At 34.2% G+C, this 24,730-nt stretch carries 18 protein-coding genes and 1 tRNA gene; 5 read left to right on the top strand and 14 right to left on the bottom strand.

Going from position 1 to position 24,730, the window contains the following annotated elements; translation table 11 throughout:
* Positions 1-160: 160 nt before the first annotated feature.
* Positions 161-1,228 carry a M57 family metalloprotease gene (locus tag DK508_RS18070; RefSeq protein WP_109302186.1) on the top strand — a complete coding sequence of 356 codons (1,068 nt, stop codon included), beginning with the start codon at positions 161-163 and terminating at the stop codon, positions 1,226-1,228.
* A 535-nt stretch (positions 1,229-1,763) separates the two neighbouring features.
* Here DK508_RS18070 and DK508_RS18075 read toward each other — a convergent pair.
* Positions 1,764-1,837, bottom strand: a tRNA-Ile gene (locus DK508_RS18075).
* Positions 1,838-1,892: 55 nt separating this feature from the next.
* On the bottom strand, positions 1,893-2,294 hold the full coding sequence (gene mce, locus DK508_RS18080) for a methylmalonyl-CoA epimerase (RefSeq protein WP_109302755.1): 402 nt from the start codon (positions 2,292-2,294) through the stop codon (positions 1,893-1,895).
* Between the two features lie 64 nt (positions 2,295-2,358).
* Here mce and rbfA point away from each other — a divergent pair, with 64 nt between their 5' ends.
* Both rbfA and DK508_RS18090 read left to right on the top strand, forming a co-directional pair.
* Entirely contained in the window at positions 2,359-2,751 is a 393-nt protein-coding gene (rbfA, locus tag DK508_RS18085) for a 30S ribosome-binding factor RbfA (protein ID WP_109302187.1), read from the top strand.
* Positions 2,748-3,950: an ABC transporter permease gene (locus DK508_RS18090; protein ID WP_109302188.1), complete on the top strand. Its 1,203-nt coding sequence runs from the start codon at positions 2,748-2,750 to the stop codon at positions 3,948-3,950. Before rbfA ends, DK508_RS18090 begins: the two co-directional genes overlap by 4 nt.
* A gap of 43 nt (positions 3,951-3,993) precedes the next feature.
* Here the strand turns inward: DK508_RS18090 and dusB are convergent, their stop codons facing one another.
* Positions 3,994-4,986 carry a tRNA dihydrouridine synthase DusB gene (dusB, locus tag DK508_RS18095; RefSeq protein WP_109302189.1) on the bottom strand — a complete coding sequence of 331 codons (993 nt, stop codon included), beginning with the start codon at positions 4,984-4,986 and terminating at the stop codon, positions 3,994-3,996.
* Positions 4,987-5,303: 317 nt separating this feature from the next.
* Between dusB and lepA the strand changes: the two genes are divergently transcribed.
* Positions 5,304-7,100, top strand: coding sequence for a translation elongation factor 4 (gene lepA / locus DK508_RS18100; protein WP_109302190.1), 1,797 nt, complete (start codon positions 5,304-5,306; stop codon positions 7,098-7,100).
* 328 nt (positions 7,101-7,428) lie between these two features.
* Here the strand turns inward: lepA and DK508_RS18105 are convergent, their stop codons facing one another.
* On the bottom strand, positions 7,429-8,247 hold the full coding sequence (locus tag DK508_RS18105) for an HAD family hydrolase (RefSeq protein ID WP_109302191.1): 819 nt from the start codon (positions 8,245-8,247) through the stop codon (positions 7,429-7,431).
* Between the two features lie 154 nt (positions 8,248-8,401).
* Here DK508_RS18105 and DK508_RS18110 point away from each other — a divergent pair, with 154 nt between their 5' ends.
* The gene (locus tag DK508_RS18110) at positions 8,402-8,824 is read left to right on the top strand and encodes a secondary thiamine-phosphate synthase enzyme YjbQ (protein ID WP_109302192.1); all 423 of its coding nucleotides are present in this window, start codon (positions 8,402-8,404) and stop codon (positions 8,822-8,824) included.
* Positions 8,825-8,900: 76 nt separating this feature from the next.
* On the opposite strand, the gene DK508_RS18115 is transcribed toward DK508_RS18110, so the two are convergent.
* From DK508_RS18115 to uvrC, 10 genes are all read right to left on the bottom strand, one after another.
* Positions 8,901-9,341 carry a hypothetical protein gene (locus DK508_RS18115; protein ID WP_109302193.1) on the bottom strand — a complete coding sequence of 147 codons (441 nt, stop codon included), beginning with the start codon at positions 9,339-9,341 and terminating at the stop codon, positions 8,901-8,903.
* 99 nt (positions 9,342-9,440) lie between these two features.
* The gene (locus DK508_RS18120; protein ID WP_109302194.1) at positions 9,441-12,674 is read right to left on the bottom strand and encodes a TonB-dependent receptor; all 3,234 of its coding nucleotides are present in this window, start codon (positions 12,672-12,674) and stop codon (positions 9,441-9,443) included.
* A gap of 276 nt (positions 12,675-12,950) precedes the next feature.
* Positions 12,951-14,588: a glucose-6-phosphate isomerase gene (gene pgi / locus DK508_RS18125; RefSeq protein WP_109302195.1), complete on the bottom strand. Its 1,638-nt coding sequence runs from the start codon at positions 14,586-14,588 to the stop codon at positions 12,951-12,953.
* Positions 14,589-14,591: 3 nt separating this feature from the next.
* Positions 14,592-15,845: a peptidoglycan DD-metalloendopeptidase family protein gene (locus DK508_RS18130; protein ID WP_235016433.1), complete on the bottom strand. Its 1,254-nt coding sequence runs from the start codon at positions 15,843-15,845 to the stop codon at positions 14,592-14,594.
* A gap of 12 nt (positions 15,846-15,857) precedes the next feature.
* Complete coding sequence (locus DK508_RS18135; protein ID WP_109302196.1) at positions 15,858-16,826, bottom strand: tryptophan 2,3-dioxygenase family protein; 969 nt, start codon at positions 16,824-16,826, stop codon at positions 15,858-15,860.
* Positions 16,827-17,609, bottom strand: coding sequence for a DUF3108 domain-containing protein (locus tag DK508_RS18140; RefSeq protein WP_109302197.1), 783 nt, complete (start codon positions 17,607-17,609; stop codon positions 16,827-16,829). It abuts the gene before it with no gap.
* Positions 17,610-18,003: 394 nt separating this feature from the next.
* Positions 18,004-19,143 (bottom strand): 4-hydroxyphenylpyruvate dioxygenase, encoded by a 1,140-nt coding sequence (gene hppD / locus DK508_RS18145; protein WP_109302198.1) that lies wholly within the window; start codon positions 19,141-19,143, stop codon positions 18,004-18,006.
* A 141-nt stretch (positions 19,144-19,284) separates the two neighbouring features.
* Positions 19,285-20,442, bottom strand: coding sequence for a homogentisate 1,2-dioxygenase (locus tag DK508_RS18150; protein WP_109302199.1), 1,158 nt, complete (start codon positions 20,440-20,442; stop codon positions 19,285-19,287).
* A 177-nt stretch (positions 20,443-20,619) separates the two neighbouring features.
* A complete protein-coding gene (locus tag DK508_RS18155) occupies positions 20,620-22,863 on the bottom strand; it encodes a patatin-like phospholipase family protein (protein WP_235016434.1) in 2,244 nt (747 codons plus the stop codon).
* Positions 22,864-22,901: 38 nt separating this feature from the next.
* On the bottom strand, positions 22,902-24,704 hold the full coding sequence (gene uvrC, locus DK508_RS18160) for an excinuclease ABC subunit UvrC (RefSeq protein ID WP_109302201.1): 1,803 nt from the start codon (positions 24,702-24,704) through the stop codon (positions 22,902-22,904).
* Positions 24,705-24,730 lie beyond the last annotated feature (26 nt).

The following is a 24,730-nucleotide window of genomic DNA, read 5'->3' on the forward strand; positions in this document are numbered from 1 at the left end:
TCTAAAGCGTTAAAGTTTAGATTGCAAAGTTATAAAGATCAATTATTTAATGATTTCTTCGTTATCTTAGTGAAGCCAATTTATATATTAAATAAGGAGAAAAATTTAACCTGACCACTCCTTCAAAACAAGGTAAGGTATAACTTAAATTACTCTTAAAATGAAAAAGTTATTTCAAAAATTATTTTTTATCAGCTTATTTATTGTTGTTCCTATTTCATGTTCGGAAGATGATCTTTTTGAAACAGAAAATGTTCAGCATGATGATTCGGTATTGAAGACTATATCTGATTGGGGTTTTTCTAAAGACGATATTGAAGACAAAGGGGATTATTATGTAGTAGATGGAGATATCGTTTTTTACAAAAACAAAAAATATCTTTCCCCTTCAAATGAAAACACTAAACAGAGAAGACATCCTAATTCGGTTACTATTAATACTGTGAATGTTTTCATCAATCCAGGTATGAATACTGATTGGAGGAATGCTTCCAGGGATGCAATCAATCGGTGGAATGCAGTTTCAAATTCCCCTTTGAGATTGAATATTACAAGTTCTCAGGCAAGTGCTCATATCCAAATTATGTATGATTCTCAAGACCCTAATGTTGCTTTGGCGGGTAATGTTTTTGGAATGGGGGAATTTCCATCAGCGAATGGATTGCCTGGAGTTGGAATTTGGGTAAATCCTGATTTCAATTCGAATTTATATTGTAATAAGAGTATTACTCAAAATATGAGAATTTCTAATGTACAACATGAACTTGGTCACAATCTTGGAATTACTCATACGAATCAAACTTTTGGAGATTTAATTCCTGGAACATCTACAACTGACAATAGTTCAGTCATGAATGGCGGACAAGCTTGTACAATTAACAATTTCAGTTCTGGAGATATCACTGCTATAGAGTATCTATTCCCATGGGTTGGTTTGCCTAGAGCATATACCAGAAACCCCGACCCTACAATTTGTACAAATGTATTTGTGCAATCTGATCGGTATATGCTTCCCGTATCTCCCGGAGCAGACACTTATGAACTGACTTCTAATTCATCAGATCTTTATGTTGATCGCTTTGTGTCTCCCGGTCAGGAAATTACCATGATAACAAATAGAACGGGTAATTATCGAGTTACCTTAAAAACTACTAATTCCTTTGGAAGTAGTTATGCCACTATCTATGTAACGGCTGTGAGTTGCAATGGAGGAGGAATAGGGTTTTAATATTTTTTTATCTTTCACGAATAAAACTGCTTGATAATCCAGATCAAGCAGTTTTTTTAGGTGTATCAGAACCTAGCCTGAAATTATTTTTAGTAACTTTTTATAATGAACATTTATACATACTATAAAATCAAGAATATTAAAACTACGCTTATTCAACCAGAACGAAACGAAACAATTCAGAAAGCAGCATGGTAGTATTGTTTTATGAGAAAACATACTATTTCGTTTGATAACTATTCAAAAAGCATTAGAAGATAAAAAGGTATTTACAAACAAATCCTGATATAGATAAAAATATGGATACAGTTTGTGGGGATTTTGGTTTCTCTAGGACTTCGTATTACAGAGTAATAAATCGGTTATCTGATAGAAATATGTAAGGTAAATTAACGTATTGCAATTATATACAGTTGTTTATCAATAGAATAAGTAAGATCGTATGGGTTGGTGATAAACCACAGAAAGTGGGCAACAGGATTAAAAACAAAAAGAGTTACGAAATTTTACAATCGTAACTCTTTGATTATTAAAGTGGTCCCACTTGGGCTCGAACCAAGGACCCCCTGATTATGAGTCAGGTGCTCTAACCAGCTGAGCTATGGGACCCGAAACGGACGGCAAATTTAAGGATTTGACTAATACACGCCAAACATTTTTTATGTTAATTTATATCTTGGCACAACTCCACCAAAACCCCATTCGTACTTTTGGGGTGTACAAAGGCAACGAGCTTATTATCTGCACCGCGTTTGGGCGTTTTATTAATGATTCTAAACCCCTCTTTTTCTAATCGATCAAGTTCTTTTTCGATATCATCAACCGCAAAAGCAATATGATGTATGCCTTCTCCCTTTTTGGCAATAAATTTACCTATGGGTCCATCTTCTGATGTGCTGCCTAGTAATTCTATTTTACTTTCGCCTACCTTAAAAAAAGAAGTGATTACAGCTTCACTTTCAACGGCTTCTTGTTTATAAGGAGCCACACCCAAAAGTTGCTCATATATCGTATTTGCTTTCTCAATATCTTTTACGGCAATCCCTAGATGTTCTATTTTATTGATATGGTTCATAATATACTTTTATCTCTTTGCGGTAAAAGTACAATTAATATGTATTTTTGCACCTATGGAAACAAACAGACAGAAAAAAATTGCAGGAGTATTACAGCGCGATGTGGCCGATGTAATACAACATGCATTACGTGAAGCAGGAGTACAGGGGATTCTGGTTTCTGTTACCAAAGTAAGTGTTACTACGGATCTCTCTATTGCAAAAGTGTATATGAGTGTTTTTCCTCATAAAGAAGGAGAAAACGTATTGAAAGAGGTTAACGCTGTAAAATCACAAATTAAACATCAAGTGGCGCAGCGAACCAAGAACCAATTGCGACGCACGCCAGAAATGTCTTATTTTATCGATGATTCATTAGAGTATATTTCTAATCTCGAAAAAGCGGTGAAAGGAAAAGAAAACCCTATTGAAAATCCTGACCTTTTGGAAAGACGTAAAAAGAAGTGAATTTTTCGTACTACATCGCTAAGCGATATTTGTTCTCACCAGGAAGTAGTAATGCTATCAATATCATTACTATTATTGCAGCTGCAGGTGTAGTTATTGGCGCCATGGCACTTTTTTTGGTGTTATCTGGATTTGCTGGATTAAAAGATTTTAGCCTTCAGTTTTCTACTTATTTTGATCCGGATCTTAAAATGTATCCGGTTAGTGGTAAGACATTTACAGTTACTTCATCTCAAAGAGAAAAATTAGACAAAATAAAAGAGATTGCCCATTATTCTGAAATTATTGAAGAACGTGTTTTTTTAGAGTTCAGAGATAAACAAAAGGCAGCATTTATAAAAGGAGTAGACGCTAACTATAATAAGGTTATAAAGACTGATAGTATTGTAGTATTTGGAGAGTGGCTACAGGGTAATGACTATCAGGTAGTCGCAGGTAATGGGATTAGTCGAGAGTTGAGCATGACGGTAGAGCCAACATATACAAACTTGCTAAGTATCTATGTGCCAAAACCGGGCAAGGGTATTCCTAGCGATCCGTCTAAAGCATTTAGAACACAAAAAGTGGTTAATATAGGAGTATATAGTTTAAATGACGATTTGGATAAAAAGTACATTTTTGCAACTACTGGATTAGCACGAAAACTACTCGATTTACCTAATGACCAAGTGACTCATCTGGAGTTTAAACTTTCTCCAGGCGTAGATGAAGAAGTAGTCATACAAAAATTGCTCTCAGTCTTTAATGACCAAGTGCTTATAAAAAATAGAGTACAGCTTAATGATACTCTATATAAAATGCTCAATACAGAAAATCTAGTTGCTTATCTGGTGATTACTTTAATTGCTATAATTGCTTTGTTTAATGTGGCAGGAGCCATTATTATGATGATTATAGATAAGAGAAATAATGCAAAAACATTATATAGTATTGGTGCTTCTTTGGGCAGTATCAGGAAGATATTTTTGTTTCAAGGGGCATTGATGACTGTTCTGGGCGCTTTATTAGGGTTAGGATTAGGTTTAATCATCATTGTACTGCAACAACAGTTTGGATTATTAATGATTACACCATCATTACCATATCCTACACGTATTACTTCAATGAGTTTTGTGGTTGTGTTTTTTACAATTACAGCAATAGGATTTATTGCATCTGTATTAGCCTCAAGTCGAATTAATCAAAAATTAGTAAGTTAGATTAATATCGGTGTATTGTATTTCTCTCTACAAAGAGGTGCTATTATACAAATTCAAACCCAGCAAATTTTTGCTGCACTTCGTCAAAAGCTGCAAATACATCATTGGGATGATCACTAGTGACCATTTTGGTACGGTATTCTTTAAAATGTGGAATTCCTTTAAAGTAATTGGTATAATGTCTTCGGGTTTCAAACACGCCTAATTTCTCTCCTTTCCAGTCAATCGCCATTTGTAAATGCCTTCGTGCTGCAATCACTCGTTCTTCTATAGTGGGAGGAGGCAAGTGTTCTCCGGTTTCAAAATAATGCTTTACTTCTTTAAAAAACCAGGGATACCCTATGCTGGCACGACCGATCATTGCACCGTCGAGTCCATATTGATCACGCATTTCCATAGCTCGTTCAGGTGTATCTACATCACCATTACCAAAAACTGGGATATGCATTCTAGGATTGTTTTTTACTTGGGCAATAGGTTTCCAATCGGCATTACCTTTGTACATCTGTGCACGAGTACGACCATGGATAGCAATTGCTTTTGCTCCTACGTCTTGTATTCTCTCGGCCACTTCTACGATTTTGATCGAATTATGATCCCAACCTAAGCGCGTTTTTACTGTAACTGGCAATTTGGTATGTTTTACCATGGCTTCGGTAAGTGATACCATAAGATCGATATCCTTAAGAATGCCCGCTCCAGCACCTTTACTAACTACTTTTTTTACAGGACAGCCAAAGTTAATGTCGATAATATCGGGGCCTGATGCCTCTACAATCTCTACAGATTTAAGCATTGATTCTAAATTGGCTCCAAAAATCTGTATTCCAACTGGGCGTTCTTTTTCGTAAATATCTAATTTCATTACACTTTTGGCCGCATCACGAATTAGTCCCTCACTAGAGATAAATTCGGTATACACCACATCTGCCCCTTGTTCTTTACATAATGCGCGAAATGGGGGGTCACTTACATCTTCCATAGGTGCAAGTAATAACGGAAATTCTCCAACATCTATATCTCCTATCTTGGCCAAAGCAATATTTTTTTGGCAAAAATACGAATAATAACAAACCTACTGAAGCTTTCAAGGCACTACAAGCTTAAAAATCTATATCAGATGATATAAAGCTTGTAAAATCAATTATATTTGCAAGTCATTAGCAGAGTGAAAATTGCATGATGAAGTAAGTATTGATGTATATCGATTAGGAAATCATGAATGCTATGTATTTGTAGAAAAACACCTTAGTAGTATTATCCTGGTTTATTAAAGGGTAAATAATGTAAGGAATTGAAACAGAAAGCTCGATCCCTTAGGATCATGCCCTAAAATTTATTTGAAAAAGAAGAATGAAGCACATAAGAAATTTTTGCATTATTGCGCATATTGACCATGGTAAAAGTACACTGGCAGATCGATTATTGGATTTTACAGGATCAGTAACCGCAAGAGAAGCACAGGCACAACTGCTGGATAGTATGGATTTGGAGCGAGAGCGAGGGATCACTATCAAGAGTCACGCAATCCAGATGGAGTATACATATAAAGGTGAAGAGTATATTTTAAACCTTATCGATACTCCTGGCCATGTTGATTTTTCTTATGAAGTTTCTCGTTCGATTGCAGCTTGTGAAGGCGCTTTGTTGATTGTTGATGCCGCGCAAAGTATACAAGCACAAACAATTTCTAATCTTTATCTGGCTTTAGAAAATGACTTAGAGATTATTCCGGTATTAAATAAAGTGGATTTACCAAGTGCGAATCCCGAAGAAGTAACAGATGATATTGTTGATCTTTTAGGGTGTGATGCAGAAGAGGTAATCCCCGCTAGTGCCAAAACAGGTATAGGGATCGAAGAAATTTTAGAAGCGGTGATAGAACGTATACCTGCACCAGATGGTAATCCTGATGAACCTTTACAGGCTTTGATCTTTGATTCTGTTTACAATCCATTTAGAGGGGTAGAAACTTATTTTAGGGTTGTAAATGGCGAAATCAGAAAAGGGCAACAGATTAAATTTGTGGCTACAGGTAAAAATTATTTTGCAGATGAGATAGGTACTTTAAAATTAAATCAAGTGCCAAAGCAAGTAGTTAAAACTGGAGATGTAGGATACTTGATTACGGGGATTAAAGATGCAAGAGAAGTAAAAGTAGGAGATACGGTAACAGATGCAAAAACACCTACTCAAAATGCTATTGCAGGTTTTGAAGATGTAAAACCTATGGTATTTGCTGGTATTTATCCTGTAGACACTGAAGACTATGAAGAGCTTCGTTCATCTATGGAAAAATTGCAACTTAATGATGCTTCTTTAGTTTTTGTACCGGAGAGTTCTGCTGCGTTAGGTTTCGGTTTTAGATGTGGTTTTCTTGGTATGCTGCATATGGAAATCATTCAAGAGCGATTAGAGCGTGAGTTTAACATGACCGTAATTACTACGGTTCCAAACGTATCGTATCATGCATTTACTCATAAGAATCCTGATGATATTATCATCGTTAATAACCCATCAGATTTACCAGATCCTTCGTCCATGAATCGGGTAGAGGAACCTTATATAAAAGCTTCAATTATTACTAAATCTGATTTTGTAGGATCTGTAATGTCTCTTTGTATAGAAAAAAGAGGGGAAATCACCAATCAAACCTATCTTACTACAGAGCGTGTAGAGCTTACGTTTGATATGCCACTGGCCGAGATTGTTTTTGATTTTTATGATCGCTTAAAAACGGTATCCAAAGGGTATGCTTCTTTTGATTATACTCCGATAGGTTTACGTGCTTCCAAGTTGGTAAAAGTGGATATACTACTTAATGGAAATATTGTAGATGCACTCTCGGCATTATTACATAAAGATAATGCTTATGATATTGGTAAAAAGATCTGTGAGAAATTGAAAGAATTAATTCCTCGCCAACAATTTGATATTCCTATACAGGCGGCAATTGGGGCTAAATTTATAGCTCGTGAAACCGTAAAAGCATTGCGTAAGGATGTAACTGCCAAATGTTATGGTGGTGATATCTCTCGTAAAAGAAAACTACTAGAAAAACAGAAGAAGGGTAAAAAACGTATGCGTCAAGTAGGTAATGTAGAGATTCCACAAGAAGCATTTATGGCGGTACTCAAACTAAATGATTAAAAAACATTATAGTAAACGCGCCTTGAACGTGGCAGTATCGTTAAGTTAGAGTGTAGGAATTATACTTCTATTTGCATTAAAAAAAATCGTTTAAAAGTATTTTATTGGGTTTAATTGCTGTTTTTTACTAAAGAATGTGTATATTTGATGTAAGTATAACCCCAAACATAAGCTACTTTAAATATTTGTTTAATCTTTAAAGTAGTGTACTAAACTCAACTAACTATGCAAAATTTTTCACCAACCCGAGTGCCTATTTATGTATACTTTTTTTTGATAGCAATTGTTCTTGCTAGTATTTCTTAGGTCGCCATTACTTATGTAATACTTAAATAATTGTAGCCTTTTTGGCTTCGATCATTTTGGATAAAATATACTCTACTCCATTATCATTATTGCTTTTGGTAGTATAGTTTGCTACAGCCTTAACATTTGGATGTGCATTTTGCATGGCAAAGCTATAAGTTGCTACGCCCATCATCTCAAGATCATTATTATAATCTCCAAACACCATGGTTTCTTCAGGTAAAATCTGATGTTTCAATTGGAGCTGTTGTAATGCGTGTCCTTTATTGGCAAGATTATGAGAAAGATCTAACCAGATTTCTCCAGACACTTTAACTTTTAATCTGTTTTCAAGATGTTTTAGAGCAGGATACAGGTATTTTTCAGAACCTTTTTGATTACAAATTGCTATTTTAAGATAGGTGTCATCAGTTACTTCGGCTAGGTCTTCTACAATTTCATATCTTCCATAATATTCGCTAAACATATCCACAAAATCTTGACCATAATTCTCAATATATCCTTTTTTTCTACCGCATAAAATTACCTGGGACCCTTCTAATTTTCGAGTAATATCTAATAGCTCCAAATAGGTGTCACGGTCAATTTCTGTGGTTTGTAATTCTTGGTTTTGCCACATAGTTAGGGCACCATTTTCTGCAATTACATAAATATCATTTTTAATAGGCTTTAGTTTATCAATTATACTATAATATTGCCTTCCGCTAGCAGCGACAAAAGTGACTCCAAGATCATTGAGTTCTTCAAAAAGTTCAAAAAAGTGGCGACTCACTTCTCCTCTAGAGTTTAATAATGTGCCGTCCATATCGGTAGCAACCAGTTTAATTTGGGATAAATCCATAGTAATCTATTATTTAATAATGGTAAAGGTATAGGAGTTTGTTTTAAAACTAAGTGAATTTATGTGAAGATAATATTATTTTAGATGTAGGGTGTGTTTTTAAATATTTTCAACATACTTATGACGATCAACGTATTTTAAAATAGATCTAAAAATGACATTTTATCAAAAGGAAATACATTTACAACCATTTTCAAGGGGTTTCCATTTAATTACAAATGAAATACTGAGAAGTTTTTCAGAAATTAAACTTATTAAAGTGGGGCAACTTCAGGTATTTATTAAACACACTTCTGCGAGTCTAACAATAAATGAAAATGCCGATCCAACAGTGAGGCAAGATTTCGAGAGCCATATGAATGTAATGGTCCCTGAGAATGCATCATATTACATACATACGTATGAAGGGCTAGATGATATGCCGGCTCATATCAAAGCTTCTCTAATGGGCAATTCGGTTCAAATACCTATTACTAACGGAAAACTTAACCTGGGAACATGGCAAGGAATTTACCTTTGTGAACATCGTGATTATGGCGGTTCACGCAAGTTGGTATTAACTGCTTTTGGTTCTTAAATAGTAGGGTTAGATGTGTGAGAGGTTAGTCAAGGGTATAAAATGCTCTACGAACAGGTTTCGCGAACTTTAAACCTTAAAACCAATTAGCCCAAGGAATGCGAGATAACATCAAAATCCATGCAATTGTATAGAAAATAGCTAGCATTTTAAACTTAGGTGTAGAGGTCAATTTCTTTTTGTGTTTTGAATACCCCATGGTGATAAAAACAATCATTAAGATCATAATTAGAGGGTGCTCTACATTATATAACCTAAGTGTTGGATCTTTCATGATCTCTCCCATTTTATGAGTGCCAGAAAACCATACTACTAATGGGGATAAGAATAAAATTAGAATTCCAATAAGTAATTGAATATGTGATACGATAAGTGCAAATAAGGAAACTCTAAAATCTTTTGGAGCATATTCTCTTTTGGTAAAAAAACCAATAAGTGCATTAATTGTTGCCAAAGTAACAACTAGTAATACAAGATAAGCCCAATAGGAGTGAACGATTTGAATTGCGTCGTACATAATGATGTGTTTAGTTTATCCAAAGGTAAGTAATAAGAATAAAAAAACCTCATTCGATAGCTATCGAATGAGGTTTTTTGTATTTGATTTTATATGATCTTAGTTGAATATATAACGTAATCCAACTTGCATTTGCCATCTTGAAGATTGTAATCCACGATCGTCTAGTTGCTCTATTCCGTCTTCAAAAGAAGCAGGGTTAAAACTAAACTCTGGATTTGGACCAGCTTGCTCAGTTTCTAGCAACCCGATATTTCTAGGAATAAACTTACGTTTTCCCCAATCTTTGTTTAAAAGATTTGTGAAGTTGAAAATATCTAAAGAAAGTTGAAGCGTGTTTTTGTGATCTCCGGTATTGATATAAAAATCTTGTAAGAATTTTAAATCAATAGTATGACTCCAAGGTCCTCTATCGCCATTACGCTCTGCATATTGACCTCTTCTACCTCTTAAGTAATCATTTCCTTCAATGAATGCATCTAAAGCAGCCCATTGTTCTGCAGATGTTAATCCATTTTCTCCATCTACTAAAGTGATTTCTGAAGCATCTCTAGGAATATAGATTAATGCATTATCTCTAGAATCGTCATTTAATAAATCTCTTCCCTCTCTGTACACAAATGAGTGAGGAGCTCCTTGAGTACCTTCGTAGAATAAAGAAATTGTAGATTTCATAAATCCTGCATACTCTTTTTCATAACTTACGTTAGCCGTAAAACGAGATCCCTGAGAGAAATCTGATCTAGATGTTGGTAAATCAGAATTCTTACCGTTTACAGTTTGAATACCTCTCCATTGCGAACTGTTTTGAGATGAAGTACCATCAAAAATAGATTCAGCTTCACCATAAGCATATGTTACACTTCCTTGGAAACCATTATCAAAAGGCTTTCTTAATGTAAATGAAGTGTTGTAAGAGAAACCTTCTCCTGTGTTAGAACCAAGAATAATTCTACCATATGTTGTATCTAATCTATCTCCAAAACTATCACTGTAAAATGGTCTGTTGTCTGCACCTACAAGGTTTCCAACAGGTCCATCTATGTTTAAGTTCTCATAAAAAATGTTAGTAATAACATCTGTGTATAAGAAATCTGCACTAGCAATCAATCCCCAAATAGGTAATTTTTGATCCACGGCGATGTTATACTTCATTACCTGAGGTAACTTTAAATCAGGAGCGAAAATATCAATATTTCCGGCAACTCCTCCGGTACCTGGAGCAACAGCAACTGGTTGTTGGTTTACATCAGGGTTGAAAACAATTGTAGAAGGATCTAGATTAAATCCACCAGTAAATCCACCAGTGATACCATTATTGTTATATGAACCACCAGGCCATACTAAAGGAATACGTGAAGTAAAGATTCCTAAACCACCTCTTATTTGAGTAGTTTTGTCATTTCTTACATCCCAGTTAAATCCAATACGTGGAGATATGTGTGCAGAAGGTCTTATTTTTTTACCAACTTGAGCACCTTGAAGATCTTTTCCAGCTGCTTCAAGAAGAGGGATTGTTCTCGTATTAAAATCATCATTTACTAAGCCTTCATCAAAAATAGGTACATCAACTCTTAAACCCGCTGTAAACTTAAAGTTGTCAGAAATATTTACTTCATCCTGAACGTAGAAACTTGGCTGGTATAGTTTAAATTCTGAAGCACCTGAAGATGCATCACCTGTACCTGTATCAGCAAGTAGAGAATACCCTCTTTGGTACTCATCTATAATGTTGTTAAAGAAGTCATCAACACTATTAAAAGTATAATCTCCAAAGTTAAAAGCAAAGAACAAGTTCTTTATTTTAGAGAATTCGTGTTGCGTACCAAGAGTAATAGTGTGCTTTCCGCTATAAATTTCAAAATTATTAGCAATGTTTACTACATCTTGATCTAATAAGTTTGCAGTAGAAAAAGGTTCTGCTCCAAAACTAATAGTTCCTCCACCATCTCTAATATCTACAGTTGGAAATGGATTTCCAGAAGGATCACGATCATCTCTTACCGTTTTATAACCTATAAGTAGGTTGTTTGATGCCCAGTTACCAATTGAAGAACTGAATTCTAAAGTAGTTTCATTTTTTGTACTCTTAAAAAGCTCAGATCCATTGATAAAACCAATATTTCTGTTTCCGCTATTTCTAGCTTCCAAGTTGTCGGCTTTAACAAAGTTATGTTTTATACTTAATTGATTATTGTCATCAATATTCCAGTCTAATTTAACAGTGAATTTATCACTATCCAGTGTTCTGGTATTGTTGTCAAAACCTCCTGGGTTATATCCGTAAGTAGTCTGTAAAAAGTTAGAAAGACCTTGGATAGCAGCTAAATCTGAATCTCCTTGGTAATTACTAAAGTTAAAAGGTTGAGGTGTTTCTCTCTCTTCTCTTTCGTAGTTAACAAAGTAGAATAATTTATCTTTTACGATTGGACCTCCAACTCTAATACCATAGATGTTGGCAGAAAAATCAGCAAGCTTTTCTCTTGATTCACCAGCAGTTTCATCAACAAGGTCTGGAGGAGTTTTTCCTGCAAGATCCTGATTTCTGAAATATGTATAAGCAGAACCTTCAATACGGTTTGTACCTGATCTGGTAATGGCGTTAATAGCACCTCCAGAAAATCCTGATTGTCTCACATCAAAAGGAGCAATATTAATCTGGAATGTTTCGATCGCATCAATCGAAAAAGGATTTACACCAGTTTGTCCACCATCTGTTCCTGAACCGGCAAGACCAAATACATCATTACTTACACCACCATCGATGTATAATGCGTTGTATCTATTATTTTGCCCAGCTAAAGAAACAGAAAAACCATCATCTCCTTCACTAATTTGCGCTTGTGGAGTAATTCTTACGAAATCTGCAACCGATCTTGACACAGATGGTAGCGAGTTAATTTGTCTTTCAGTAACTGTAGTTTCTGAACCAGTTTTACCAGAATCAAAAACTCCATTGTTTGTAGCGGTAATAACCACTTCTTCTAGAGCATTAGCCTCTTCTTTTAATTGAGTGCTCATGTTTTGAGAATCTCCTAATTGAAGAAACACACCATCTTTAATGTAACCTTGAAAACCAACATATGTTATAGTAACACGGTATGGTCCACCTGTTCTCATGTTAGCAATTCGATAAAAACCATCAAAATCTGTTATTGCACCATATTTAGTCCCTGAAGGGGCATGGATTGCAATCACATTAGCACCTGGAAGTGCTGCTCCCAAATTATCGGTTACTTTACCGTTAATAGAAGATTTTGTTACCCCTTGTGCAAACGTCTCCCCAACGAATGCTATAAGGATTACAACTAATAAAAATGTAATCTTTTTCATTATAAATAATTGAGTTAATTAATCCGTGCAAATGAACAAATCTTTATGGAAATCTACTTTATCTTAACGTTAAGAGTTTTTCACAAAATTTGTACGGTATTAAAGTAAAAGTATTTGTGGATTATATTGGTAGTCAATGGGTTGAAGATATTCAAAAGTTATTAACTAAAATTATGTTAATTAATTTAGTTTTAAATACTGCAACTTTAACAAAAAAGAAGAGTTCAAAGTAGAAAGAAATCCTTGTAATTACCTCTTACAAGGATTTTTTGTAAATTATTTTGAATATCGTTTTAAAAGATTTTCTGTAGAAGAATCGTGTTGATAAGTAGCGGAATTGTTAATTTCTGATAAAATTTTTGTAGCTAATTGCTTACCTAATTCAACTCCCCATTGATCAAAACTGAATATATTCCATACGATACCTTGAACAAAAATTCGTTGTTCGTACATAGATACTAGAGCCCCTAAACTCTTTGGGGTTAATTGATCTATTAGGAGTGTTGTTGTGGGTTTATTCCCTTCAAATACTTTAAAAGGAGCGAGTTGGTTTATTTTTTTCCCTGATAGTTTTTTTGTAACCAACTCCTCCCGCACTTCATTATTGGTTTTACCATTCATCAACGCTTCTGTTTGTGCAAAGAAATTGGCCATTAGTTTATCATGGTGATCTTTGTCTTTAAATAGGGCATTCTTAAAACCTATAAATTCTGCAGGGATTAACTTTGTGCCCTGATGAATTAATTGAAAAAATGCATGTTGTGCATTGGTTCCTGGTTCTCCCCATATAATAGTTCCGGTTTGATAATTGACAGGGTTGCCATTGCGATCAATACTTTTACCATTACTTTCCATGATACCTTGCTGTAAATAAGCTGGTAATCGGTGTAAATATTGAGAATACGGAATAATAGCTTCGCTTTCGGCATTAAAAAAATTATTATACCAAATGCTTAACATTCCTAAAATAACTGGGATATTTTCTTCAAAAGGAGCGGTTTTAAAATGTTCATCCATTTCATGAGCTCCATGCAATAGAGCTTCAAAATTATCATATCCGACAGATAAACTTATTGATAATCCAACGGCACTCCATAGTGAAAAACGACCTCCTACCCAGTCCCATAACGGGAAGATGTTATTTTGGTTTATGCCAAAATTAGTAACATTAGGAATATTACTGGATACCGCAACAAAGTGCTTACCAACGGCTTCCTTTGATGCGTATTGGATAAACCAATTTCTGGCTGTTGTAGCGTTAGAAAGTGTTTCTTGAGTAGAAAATGTTTTAGATACAACAACAAAAAGAGTGGTTTCTGGATCTAAATCTTTTAAATTTTGATGCACATGATCTCCATCTACATTAGAGATAAAGTGTGTCTTTAGATGATTTTTATAAAACTCCAAAGATTCTGTAATCATCATTGGACCAAGATCTGACCCTCCTATTCCAATATTTACAATATCTGTAAAAGGTTTGCCAGTATATCCTTTTAACTCACCAGAAATCACTTGGTGACTGAAATGTTTTATTTTTTCTTTTACTTGATCAACTTCAGGAATTACATTATTACCATCTACTTCAACAGTGTAATCTGAAGGAGCTCTTAACGCTGTATGCAATACGGCTCGTTCTTCAGTTTGGTTAATAGTATTTCCTTTAAAATACTGTGTAATTGCCTGGTCTAATTTAACTTCCTTAGCAAGATCTACTAATAATTTTTTGGTAGTTTCATCTATTCTGTTCTTTGAATAGTCTACATAAAAATCGTTTAAAGAGATCGAAAAATGATCTGCTCTATCAGGATTTACCTTAAAGAGATCTTTGAGATGTTTATCTTTTATGTCGGCAAAGTGTAATTGTAATGCTTCCCAGGCTTTTGTGGTGGTGGGATTAATAGTTGGTAATGTCATTTTTTATAAAATTTCTTTTGGTTCAAATAGTATGCTGTCCAGTGTTGTTTTTAAGGGTTCAATGTGGTTATTAAACGCTGGTCTAAGACTATCAGCAAGTGGTTTGGATGCTGGCAGGTCTTGTTTAAAAGGATCTACTTCTTTTCCGTTTTTCCAGAATCTATAGCAAACATGAGGACCACTGGTATTTCCGGTCATGCCGATATACCCTATTACATCTCCTTGTCTAACAAATTGTCCAGCTTTTACGGCTTGTCTACTCATATGTAAATATTGAGTATCATAAGAGGCATTATGTCTTATTTTTACATATTTACCATTACCTCCTCTTCGTTCGGATTTTGTTACAATACCATCTGCGGTAGCTAAAATGGGAGTCCCAATAGGAGCGGCAAAATCAGTACCTCGATGAGGCCTTATTTTATTACCATAATATTTAATTCTTCGTCTAAGATTGTATCGTGAAGAAATTCTGCTAAATTTTACTGGAGCTCTTAAAAAAGCTCTTCGTAGGTTGTTGGCTTCTTCATCAAAATAATCAAAACCTCCATTAATAGAATCATCCTGATATCTAAATGCATATATAGGTTTACCGCGATGCTCGAAGTAGGATGCCTTTATTTGATCAATTCCTGCAGGAATGGTGTCGTCGATAAATTTTTCTGTATACATTACTTTGAAACGATCACCAGCCTGAAGTCTGGTAAAATCTATGGTCCATGCATAAATATCAGACATGTTATATGCAACCAAAAAGTTAAGGTCCAGATCGTCAAAAGTTTGCATAAGACTACTATTGATAACTCCAGAAGCGGTTTTTTCAACAAGTTTTACTGGTTTCTTTTTTTTGCTAACAATGATACTATCTCTGAAATCAATGACAGTATAATCTATTTTGTTGTTTTGGTATACAAACACCTGTGCTTTTTCGGTGGTGTCTTTAGATTTAAGCAGCATGTAGGGTTTGCCTGCTCGAATTCTGGCTACATTGAAGGTGTCTTTGATTTTATTGGTAATCTCAAATACTTTAGCTCTAGTTATCCCATGATTATCCATGATAGCTCCAAAACTATCTCCTGATCGGATAGTGTCTTTTACAACATTGAAATCATTGAGAACATAGCCATACTCCATAAGTACCGGAGGTGCTTTTTCTTCCTCAACTTTTTCAGGAACAACAATTTTAGCTTCTTTTTTTTCTTTTTTACATGAAAATACTACTATAACAAGTAATAGTAAGTAACCTATTTGTTTCAACTGACGACAATTTTATTTAGTGCTATTAAATTGATGGGTAACCCATTGCTGACCCCAGTTTTCTTTTTCTTCTTCGCTCCATAAATGAGGGAAAAACATAATTCTTTGAAAACTAGGAGGTAAAAAACTTTTCCAGTTTGTTCCCCCAGTAGCCAATACTTCTCCTTTATCCTTGTTAAGGTATCTAAAAGCGGCCCCCATGTGCATTAATAACCAATTAATATTCACATTGGTGTCAAAAGTACGTAATGCTTCGATAAGGTGCACATTATTTTGCTCTTTTTCTGGCAGTTCCAGATATTTATGAGATATTGAGGTATGTTGTACTTGTTTTGCTATACGCATCATTCTTGGGGTATAGCGATATTCAAACTGTTTTAAGGTAAGTGTTTTTTCACCCGTTTCTATATCTGTAGCGCCAGATTTCCAGTATAAATGCTCAAAAACTTCTTCTAAAGGGTCCTCTTCAGAAAACTGAGTTCTTTCTTTGGTATTTACCAGATTAACTAGTGGAGTGGCATAAATTTCGATTAATCGAAATTGAACAGATTGAAAACCACTAGCTGGTAAAAGAGACATTCTGTATTTTAAAAATTGCTCTCTATCCATCCCTTTAATCATTACATCAAAGGAATTGATTAGCACTCTAAAATAACGATTTACTCGATCTAGCTTGGCGGTAAAAAATTTGGCGTTTTGTAATTTATCATCTATAATTTGCTTTAACTCATGAATGATGAGTTTGAAGTAAAGCTCTGTGATTTGATGATACGTGATAAAGATCTCTTCATCAGGAAAATGCGTTCTTGGAATCTGTAAACTTAATAGGGTGTCCAAATGGATATAATCCCAATATGTCAAATATCTGTCGTGAAGTAATCCATCAAGATAAGACCCTAAGTCCTGACCGGAATTTTTGAATTTTTTTTCTAATTGCTTTATTTTCTCTGCAATTTCTGGTTTTATGCCTTCGTCATTCATTTAATTATCTACTATAATTTTAAATGGGTGTTTAAGTCCTTTAAACGCATCCAAATCTGCTTTTATTGAGCCAACTAATATATCTGCTTTAATCCTTACTGGCATGCGATTATCATCGTCGCTTACCCACACAGTCATACTTTCTTCTTCCTTAAAGATTCTATCTGCCTGAACGTAAGGTCTAAATTTTAAACATGCAATTTTACCCATTTTAGTTTTAATGACCTCTCTTCCTAAGAACTTTAATTTGAAATTATAATTTTCGTTATCAAAAAACATGTTTACAAATTGTTCATCTCCCTTTTTTAATGAAGATGTTTCGATGCTATTACGCAAATAGTAAAACGAAGACATCATATCCTGTACATTAGATTTGATAGGAAAAGATTTTTTGGTATTGTATTTTTTATTAAAAACTAATGCTTCGCTTTGTTGGTGATCAAAGTTTATTTCTATATCCTTGGTATGCCCACCTTCGTTGATTTTTCTAATAAAACGGTAGGGTTTAACTTCATTTTTATCGATATAGGTTTCATAATAATCTTCAACTTTAAAAAATACGCTTAACAAACCGGTAGATTTACCCGCACCTACTACATGATATACAGACTTGTCACCAATGGTATCATCCTTAACTTCAAGAGTAGCATAACTAGCTGTAAATGGACCATAATGAATTCTAAACTTAAACCATTCTCCAGAATCAAAAGCCTTATGCTTTTCTTGGGCAAAAGAAGGAAAAGTGCTTAGTATTATTAATAATAAAGAGATTGACTTTTTCATAGTTTGGGTTGTTAATATTTAACGTAAATCTATTATTAAAATAGGTGTTCGCAATATCCATTCCAAAAGTACCATTTAATGTGAAGACATAAAAATGAATACCGTTACCAAAATATGAAAAATAATACAAAAAAGAGAGCCACCACAGCTCTCTTTTTTACTTTTATTAACCAACTAAAAACTTAAATTATGAGAATAATTATTGTTTTAGATATAAGTGGTAACCACTCCACTCATGATGCAAAAATCAACTTTTTTGAATAATTATCAAACGAAAACGTTTTTTTATTATGAATTTTAACAAAAATTTAGACTAAAACTTATAATATTTCAATTTTATCAGGATATTAACGCTCTTTTTTAGAATAATTAAAAATCAACTCTTTTTGTGATTTTATAGAGTTCCTCGTTGTTCTTGTTCTCTTTCTATGGCCTCAAACAATGCCTTAAAATTACCTTTACCAAAAGATTGAGCTCCTTTTCGTTGTATAATTTCAAAAAACATAGTTGGTCGATCTAATACAGGTTTTGTAAAAATTTGAAGGAGGTATCCTTCATCATCACGATCAATTAAAATTCCTAATTCTTTTAAGGGAGCAAGATCTTCGTCAATTTCACCAACTCTATCTAATACGGTTTCGTAATAACTGGCAGGTACTGTAAGAAAATCAACACCTCGCTGTTGTAATTCGGCTACGGTTTCGATAATGTTATCGGTGGCTAGAGCCATATGTTGCACACCGGCACCATTGTAGAAATCGATATATTCTTCTATCTGAGATTTTTTTCTTCCTTCGGCAGGTTCATTAATAGGAAATTTGATTCGTCCATTTCCATTACTCATAACTTTACTCATCAAGGCAGTATATTCTGTAGAGATATCCTTGTCATCAAATGATACTAATTGTGCAAAACCCATAACTTTGGCATAAAACTCACACCACTTATTCATTTCGTTCCAACCTACATTACCCACCATATGATCTATAAACTTAAGACCTGTATCTTTTGTTTTGTATGGTTTGTTCCATGGCATATAACCAGGTAAGAAAACGCCTTTGTAATTTTTACGTTCTACAAAAATGTGTACCGTTTCACCATAGGTGTGGATTCCCGAAAAGACAACACTTCCATGTTCATCTTTTTCAACGGTAGGTTCCATATAGGACTTTGCACCACGTTTTACAGTTTCTTCATAACTCTTTGTGGCATCATCAACCCAAAGCGCAACAACTTTTACACCATCTCCATGAGCATTAATGTGCTTGTTAATGTCTCCATCAGGTTGTAAAGGAGAAGTTAATATTAATCTTATTTTGTCTTGCTGTAAGACGTAAGAAACGCTGTCTTTTCTACCAGTTTCTAATCCTGCGTATGCTACAGGCTGAAACCCCCATGCGCTCTGATAATAGTATGCTGCTTGTTTGGCGTTGCCTACGTATAACTCTACATAATCGGTTCCTAAAAGTGGTAAAAAATCTTCAGCTTGTGGAACTACTTTTTCTAAATCTTGAGGTGTTATATTAGTTGACATTTTTGAAATTTATTAATGGTTAATAGGATAATGAGAATCATTTCTCGTTACAATAAATCATGAGTGTAATTTTTTAAATTTAAATTACCACATGGCTCTCAAATGTGCTGTAATATCAATTCTATTATTTAACATATCTTCTTACTCTAACCATGATTTATGATAATCATCATCTGCTATTGTCATTGCCTCTTCAGTAACCATTAATGGTTTAAATGTATCTACCATTACTGCAAGTTCATCGGTTTTTGTTTGTCCGATACTTCTTTCTACTGCACCGGGGTGAGGTCCATGAGGTATTCCTGCGGGATGTAAAGAAATATGTCCAGCATCAATATCGTTTCTACTCATAAAATCACCATCTACGTAATATAAAACTTCATCACTATCTATATTACTGTGATTGTAAGGTGCAGGAATAGAATCTGGGTGATAATCATACAATCTAGGTACAAATGAGCATACCACAAAAGCATCGGTTTCAAAAGTTTGATGTACTGGTGGTGGTTGATGAACTCTTCCGGTAATTGGTTCAAAATCATGAATCGAAAACGCGTACGGAAAATTATACCCATCATATCCTACTACATCAAAAGGATGTGTGGCATACACCATATCAAAGATCTCATCTTGTTTTTTGACTTTGATCAAGAAATCTCCTTTTTCATCATTGGTTTCTAATTCATAAGGAGTTCTAATATCTCTTTCACAAAAAGGTGAGTGTTCTAATAATTGCCCAAACCAGTTGCGATATCTTTTTGGGGTATATATGGGTCTTCTTGATTCTACAATAAAGAGGCGGTTATCTGTTGTGTCAAAATCGAGTTTATAAATGGTGCCTCGGGGAATTAATATGTAATCTCCGTATTTAAAATCAAGATTGCCTAAATGACTTCTGAATTTTCCACTTCCGCGATGCACAAAAATTAACTCATCTGCATCTGTATTTTTATAAAAATAATCTGAAGTAGATTCTTGTGGTGCAGATAAAATGATACTTACATCACTATTGGTTAATACATTTTTTCTGCTTTGTAAATAGTCTTTTTCAGGATTGATTTTGAAACCATGAAATCTATAGGATTTAATATTATTTCCTATGGCAATTTTTGGAGCTACACTGTAACTTCCTTTAATTTCTTTTACTTGAGTTGGTCTATGATGGTGGTAGAGATTGGTTGACATTCCGTCAAAACCGATAGTGCCAAATAATTGTTCATAATACAAATTGCCATCAGGTTTTTTAAAGATGGTATGGCGTTTAGGTGGTATTTCTCCTAAGGAATGATAAAAAGGCATGATTATTTAAATTTTAGGTATTAACTACTTCTTTTAAAAAAATAATATATAGAATGCCTGCCTTATTCGGGGTTGCGTTTAATAAGGTAGTGTAATAGTAGTAATAAATCCTGCCAGAACAAGTTCATAATAATACAAATATCGTAAATATTTCTGTTCTTTTAGGTGTAGTTTTTACTAAAACCAAAAACCAACGCTAAAGAACCAATTACCTTCACCTAATTCTGGTGAATAGGAATATTTTACCTGTACAGGTCCAGCAAACGTGTCAATGCCATATCCCAGAGCATAACCAGTAAACTCGGGATTTTCGAACCATCTTCCTGTACTAAATAATTTATTGCCAACATTAGCAAAATTTGCAGATAGATTTACATGATTTTTTTTGAATAGTTCATAGTCAACAGAGATCAACCCTTTCATGAAACTTCGCCCAGTAATTCCTAAAAAGTCGTATCCATAAAAAGGTATGAAATTGTTGATGGTTTTTGCTCCAAAACCTCCCAATAAGAAATCCAGAGAGTTTATAGGGTTATTTCCGATTTTAGTTCCTGCCTCAAAAGCTATATTCATAGATGCATTATGAAATAACGGTCTTGCGTATCCTAACTGTGCTTTGGCGATAGAAAATTCATCAAAACTATTCGTAAAATCGGATGAGAATATATAGGTATGAACATCTCCTTCGAACAAGAATCCTCTAGATGGGAAGTACTTATTGTCGTAGGTGTCTAATTTAAAATATCCAAAGGCGCTCCAGTAATCACTGTCGTCAAATACTGTTCTTGGAATTTGATTTTCATCTTCGCCAAAGGTTTCTGAAATGATTCTAAGCCTTTTATACTCTCCTCCAAGTCCTACAGAGAAGGTTTGTTTTAGTAGTGTTTCAGCATATACCTGAACATTAAAATCGGTATAATCGATATCAATGGTGTTAATTCCAAGATTTGGGATTTCACCAAACTGCCCAATGAAACCAAAATCAAATGCTTTTTTAAAATTGGTATATCTGTATTTTACACCTGTACTCCAATAAAACCCTTTATCGATATAATAATCGAGATTATATCTAATATTATCTCCCAAAGCCACATCAAATGAGAGAACATCATTATTTACTAATAGACTTTTTCTGGTTACATTTACCAGAGCAGCAGTTTGATATAAATCATCATAATGTAGTGCAAACCGAAGGAGCATTTTGTTTTCACTTTCTTTAACCCTAACCAAAAGTTGTTTGCCTTCTTCGGTATCTATGAGTTCATGATTGACACGATCAAAATTTCCTGTAGCCGATAAGTTATTAATACCCTCGTTTAGCTTTTCGTATGTAGTAACTCTTGGGGTTTTTAGTTTTAACTTCCCTTTTACATAGGCTCTTGTATATCTTTCATTTCCAGTAATAACAACACTGTTTATTAAAACAGTCTCGGCATTTTTCGGCACTTTTTCTCTTGGTTTAGAGGGTTTTTGTAACCGAGCTATTTCTTTTAATTTTTCGTAATTCGAGAATGCTGCTTTTTCACCGCTTGCTATAATTTCATTGGCTTGATCAAAAGACATTACAGAAAAGTCCATTATAGAGGGCTTTATGTATATTTCGGTATCAGAAACCTTCTCCTCCATAGCTTTAATGGTTTTAAAATTACTGATTTGAAGTAAGATATTAGTAACCGAGTTTAGTTGATCTCTTGCGAGTAAAGTATCTTGTACATCAATACCGATTACAATTTCGGCACCTTTTTCTTTAATTTCTCTAACGGGATAATTGTTGGATACACCACCATCTGTCATAAGAACACCATTTACATCTACCGGACTAAAAATAGAAGGTAATGCACCACTAGCGGCTACAGCTTCTGGTAAATAACCTTTGTCGAATAAGACTTGATCTCCAGTTTCGATGTTGGTAGACATGCAGAAAAAAGGTATGGGTAGCTTATCAAAATCATTAATGTCATTAACATGCGCTGTAAATCTAGAAAATTGATTGTAAAAATTTTGACCTTTAGAGAGTCCTTCGGGTAGGCCTATTTTGAAATTGTCAAAAGGTAAGGTTACAGCGTATTTTTCGGAGTCTTCTCTTTCATAAAATGTCTTAGCATCTCTGGGTAACTGATCTTGTATAAAAGCATCAAAATCAACTGATCTAAAAATTGAATCTAATTCTTTAGCCCTATATCCCGATGCATATAAGGCTCCAACGATGGCTCCCATACTTGTGCCGCCTATATAATCAATTCTAACTCCAGCATCTTCAATTACTTTTAATGCGCCAATATGTGCCAGACCTTTAGCACCACCACCACTTAGCACTAAACCTACTTTTAGATCATCAATATCGACTTTATCATAAATATCTGTGTTTTCTTTTTCTTGAGACCAAATTATTCTGGGTAAAAACACTACTAGAAGCAGCATAATTTTCAGAAAAATTTTTAAAACAAAGTTTGTGGTCATCATTCTTCTTTTTTAGAAAGATAATAATTAAACACTTTGGTTGCGCGAGCATCGCCAACCACTTGGGCTAATTCTTCTTTAGATGCTTCTTTTATTCTTTTTACAGATCTAAAGTTCTTTAACAGTTCTACAACTGTTTTTTCACCAATACCAGGAATTGTATCTAGCTCGGTGTCCAGAGCAGATTTACTACGTTTTTGTCTATGAAAAGTAATACCAAATCGATGGGCTTCGTTACGTAAATGCTGAATAATTTTTAAGCTTTCTGTTTTTTTGTCTAAGTATAGCGGGATAGAATCTCCAGGATAATAAATTTCTTCTAATCGTTTAGCAATACCTATAATAGTTATTTTACCTCTTAACCCTAATGTTTCCAACGCCTTTAATCCAGAAGATAATTGCCCCTTTCCTCCATCAACAATTACGAGTTGTGGTAAGGGTTCTTCTTCTTCTAATAAACGCTTATACCGTCTATAGACTACTTCTTCCATTGAAGCAAAATCATTAGCTCCCTCGACAGTTTTGATATTAAATTTTCTGTATTCTTTCTTACTAGGTTTCCCATTTTTAAAAACTACGCAAGCTGCAACTGGGTGCGTACCTTGGATATTCGAGTTATCAAAACATTCGATATGTCGAGGTTCTTCAGGCAGCCTAAGATCTTTTTTCATTTGAGCCATTATTCTTTTTACATGGCGGTCGGGATCAATAATTTTAATTTGTTTGAATCGATCTTGTCTATAGTATTTGGCATTTCTTAAGGATAGATCTACAATTTTCTTTTTATCCCCTAATTGCGGAACGGTAATTTTGATTTCTTCTCCAACTTCTACATTAAATGGAACAAAAATTTCTTTAGAAGTAGATTTAAAACGTTGCCTTATTTCAATAATTGCTAGCTCCAAAAGTTCTTTGTCGGACTCCTCCAGTTTTTTCTTAATTTCAGAAGTATGCGATCTAATAATCGCTCCGTATGATAGTTGTAGAAAATTGACGTAACCATAAGACTCGTCAGAAATAATAGAAAATACATCTACATTACTAATTTTTGGGTTTACTACAGTAGATCGTGCTTGATAGTTCTCTAAAATTTCGATTTTTTCTTTGATTCTTTGTGCATCCTCAAATTCCATTTTCTCGGCATGCTCACTCATTTGCTGTTTAAATCGATGCAATGAATCTTTAAAGTTTCCTTTTACTATTTGTCGGATTGCATTTAGATTGTCGTTATACTCTTTTTCTTCTTGTAACCCCTCACATGGGCCTTTACAATTCCCTAAATGATACTCTAAGCAAACTTTATATTTGCCATTATCTATTTTTTCTTGAGATAGGTCATAATTACAAGTTCTTAATTGATAAAGCCCTTTGATAAGTTCTAACAGTGTGTGTACTGTTTTCATTGAAGTATAGGGTCCAAAATACTCAGAACCATCTTTGATCAAATTGCGAGTCTGAAAAATTCTGGGAAAACGTTCTTTTTTGATGCAAATCCAAGGATAAGTTTTATCATCCTTAAGCATTACATTAAATCGAGGCTGATATTTTTTGATGAGGTTATTTTCCAGTAAAAGGGCATCTGTTTCGGTCTCTACAACAATATGCTTTAAAGAATGAATTTTTTTTACTAATACTTTGGTCTTGTAATTATCGTGATTTTTAGTAAAATAGGATGCTACTCTTTTCTTGAGATTTTTGGCTTTGCCTACATAGAGCAATTTATCATCTTTATCATAGTATTGATAAACACCAGGCGAAGTGGGTAAAGTTTTAATCTGTATGTCTAAAGAGGCTTCTTGCATATTCCAAAGGTAAAGTTAATAGATTA

The organism is Aquimarina sp. AU474 (assembly GCF_900312815.1).
GTDB lineage: Bacteria > Bacteroidota > Bacteroidia > Flavobacteriales > Flavobacteriaceae > Aquimarina.

What these genes read in the sequence shown, in the direction of transcription:
- DK508_RS18070 (WP_109302186.1), top strand. Translation starts at nt 161, where the DNA reads ATGAAAAAGTTATTTCAAAAATTATTTTTTATCAGCTTATTTATTGTT.
- rbfA (WP_109302187.1), top strand. Translation starts at nt 2,359, where the DNA reads ATGGAAACAAACAGACAGAAAAAAATTGCAGGAGTATTACAGCGCGAT.
- lepA (WP_109302190.1), top strand. Translation starts at nt 5,304, where the DNA reads ATGAAGCACATAAGAAATTTTTGCATTATTGCGCATATTGACCATGGT.
- DK508_RS18105 (WP_109302191.1), bottom strand. Translation starts at nt 8,247, where the DNA reads ATGGATTTATCCCAAATTAAACTGGTTGCTACCGATATGGACGGCACA.
- DK508_RS18110 (WP_109302192.1), top strand. Translation starts at nt 8,402, where the DNA reads ATGACATTTTATCAAAAGGAAATACATTTACAACCATTTTCAAGGGGT.
- DK508_RS18115 (WP_109302193.1), bottom strand. Translation starts at nt 9,341, where the DNA reads ATGTACGACGCAATTCAAATCGTTCACTCCTATTGGGCTTATCTTGTA.
- DK508_RS18120 (WP_109302194.1), bottom strand. Translation starts at nt 12,674, where the DNA reads ATGAAAAAGATTACATTTTTATTAGTTGTAATCCTTATAGCATTCGTT.
- pgi (WP_109302195.1), bottom strand. Translation starts at nt 14,588, where the DNA reads ATGACATTACCAACTATTAATCCCACCACCACAAAAGCCTGGGAAGCA.
- DK508_RS18135 (WP_109302196.1), bottom strand. Translation starts at nt 16,826, where the DNA reads ATGAATGACGAAGGCATAAAACCAGAAATTGCAGAGAAAATAAAGCAA.
- DK508_RS18140 (WP_109302197.1), bottom strand. Translation starts at nt 17,609, where the DNA reads ATGAAAAAGTCAATCTCTTTATTATTAATAATACTAAGCACTTTTCCT.
- hppD (WP_109302198.1), bottom strand. Translation starts at nt 19,143, where the DNA reads ATGTCAACTAATATAACACCTCAAGATTTAGAAAAAGTAGTTCCACAA.
- DK508_RS18150 (WP_109302199.1), bottom strand. Translation starts at nt 20,442, where the DNA reads ATGCCTTTTTATCATTCCTTAGGAGAAATACCACCTAAACGCCATACC.
- DK508_RS18155 (WP_235016434.1), bottom strand. Translation starts at nt 22,863, where the DNA reads ATGCTGCTTCTAGTAGTGTTTTTACCCAGAATAATTTGGTCTCAAGAA.
- uvrC (WP_109302201.1), bottom strand. Translation starts at nt 24,704, where the DNA reads ATGCAAGAAGCCTCTTTAGACATACAGATTAAAACTTTACCCACTTCG.